Here is a 1,999-nt window from a genome sequence, read left to right as displayed (position 1 = left end):
CCGAAGGCGCCCGGCTCGCCCCCCAACCCCCCAAAGTCCGACGCTATCAGGTTCGAATGGCTTCTTTCCAAGATCCTCTCACCTGCAATATGACCTCTGCCTCTCACAAAAATCCCTGCCGAGGTTGTATTTCTCTGCGCTTCTGCGCTATGCTTACTAAGGAGTTGGCCCTCAATTTTCTAAAGGCAGGAGGGTCAAGATGGCAGATCTCGGACTTATTTTGATCAGTTACCTCATCGGTTCGATCCCCACCGCATACCTCGCCGGTCGTCTCCTGCGTGGGATCGATCTGCGACAATGGGGCAGTCGTACGGTCAGTGGGACCGCGGTGTATTACCACGTGGCCCGCTGGGCCCTGATCCCGGTTGGCCTGTTGGATGTGCTGAAAGCAGCCATCCCGGCCTGGGGAGCGCTGGCGCTGGGGCGCCCTCGAGGGGTGGCGGTAGCGGCGGGGCTGGCCGCGGTCATGGGCCATAACTGGCCGGTCTGGCTGGGCTTCCACGGGGGGCGCGGCATCGGGCCGTTCCTCGGACTGCTCACGGTCACTTTCCCGGTTGGTGCCCTTTGGATCTTGGGCGCTTTGGTCATCGGGCGCCTGTTACAAGCCACTGCGGTGATGGCCCTGTTCGCCATCGCCGGGTTGCCGGCCCTGGTATGGCTCACCGGGGGGCCGCTGGAGGTCGCCCTCGGGGGGCTGGCCATGCTGGCGATTACCGTGGTCAAGCGTCTGGAGGCCAACCGGGAGCCTCTCCCCTCGGATCCGGTGGAGCGGCGGCGGGTGCTCTGGCGACGCCTCTGGCTGGACCGGGACACGGCGGCCTGGGAGGTCTGGATGTTCCGCCGCCCGGGGCATCCGGCTTGAGGCCCCACCCCACCGGAGTCCCGCGGATGTGCTGACCCTGATCCGCGCGACCCTGCGCTCCCTCGAGCTTCCCTCTGGGGGAGAGTTGGCTCGCCATGAGCTCTATGGGGGCTTTGTGGCTTGTTGTGGGGTCGCGTCCAAGGCGGAGGGAAGAACTTCCCCTAACCCACCTGCACGGAGAAGAGCCATGGCGAAGATCGCGGTGGTCACCGATAGCGTGGCGTGTTTGCCCCCCGAGTTGGTGGAAGCCTACCAGATCCGCGTGGTCCCGGTCCGAATCATTCTGGGGGAGCGGGTGTTCCGGGATGGCATCGATGTCACAGCGGAGCAGGTCTATGAATGGCAGCGGGCCGGGATCATGGCGACCTCCTCCCAACCCTCCGTGGGGGATTTCATGGAGACCTATCGGGAGTTGGCAAAGGAAGCGGAGGGGATCGTCTCCATCCATGTTTCCGCTGCCATGACGGGCACATATAACGCAGCGCTCCTCGCCGCCCAGATGGTCCCCGGGATTCCTATTCGGGTGATTGACAGCCAGGCCGCTACCATGGCCCAGGGTTTTTTGGTCCTGGAGGCGGCCCGCATGGCGGAGGCGGGGGCTTCGCTGGACGAGATCGTGGCCCGGGTAGAGGCGCTGCGCCCACGCCTCCGGTTCTTCGCCGTCCTAGAGACGGTGACGTATCTCATCCGGAGCGGTCGGGCTCCGGCCCTGGCGGCCCTGGCGGTCGATGTACTGCAGATCAAACCGATTCTGACCATGCAAAACGGTCGCATCGAGGTGCTGGAGAAAGTCCGCACCCGACGCCGGGCGATCGAGGCGATGGTCCAGCGGATGACCCAGGATGTGGGAAACCGGCCGGTGCATGCGGCGGTTTTCCATGCGGCCGCCCCGGAGGAGGCTGAGGCGCTGCAGCGATTGCTCCTCGAACGCTTCGATTGCCGGGAGTGCTATCTCACGGCCTTCTCACCGGTGATGGGTCTTTACGCCGGACCAGGGGTGTTGGGGCTGGCCTATTACGCGGAATAGTGGCACTTTGACGATTGCGAACGCGTGCGGTGAGTTCGAGGTGGACCAGATGGGAGATTTCGTCTCCAGGACCCATGCGGGGCAAGCCCCTCCCCGCGGCCCGAAGGGCC

Annotated in this window: 2 protein-coding genes; both read left to right on the top strand. The window is 64.7% G+C overall.

Annotated elements, in window-relative coordinates; translation table 11 throughout:
* The first annotated feature begins 199 nt into the window (after positions 1–199).
* The gene (locus ACFMO5_RS13095; protein ID WP_376793196.1) at positions 200–862 is read left to right on the top strand and encodes a glycerol-3-phosphate acyltransferase; all 663 of its coding nucleotides are present in this window, start codon (positions 200–202) and stop codon (positions 860–862) included.
* Positions 863–1,049: 187 nt separating this feature from the next.
* Positions 1,050–1,889, top strand: coding sequence for a DegV family protein (locus ACFMO5_RS13090; protein ID WP_376793195.1), 840 nt, complete (start codon positions 1,050–1,052; stop codon positions 1,887–1,889).
* The last annotated feature ends 110 nt before the right edge of the window (positions 1,890–1,999 follow it).

It is taken from the genome of Thermoflexus sp., assembly GCF_042408365.1.
In the GTDB taxonomy this organism is placed as follows: domain Bacteria; phylum Chloroflexota; class Anaerolineae; order Thermoflexales; family Thermoflexaceae; genus Thermoflexus.
The sequence above is the reverse complement of the archived record's forward strand: the minus strand, read 5'-3'. Positions and strand labels throughout refer to the sequence as shown.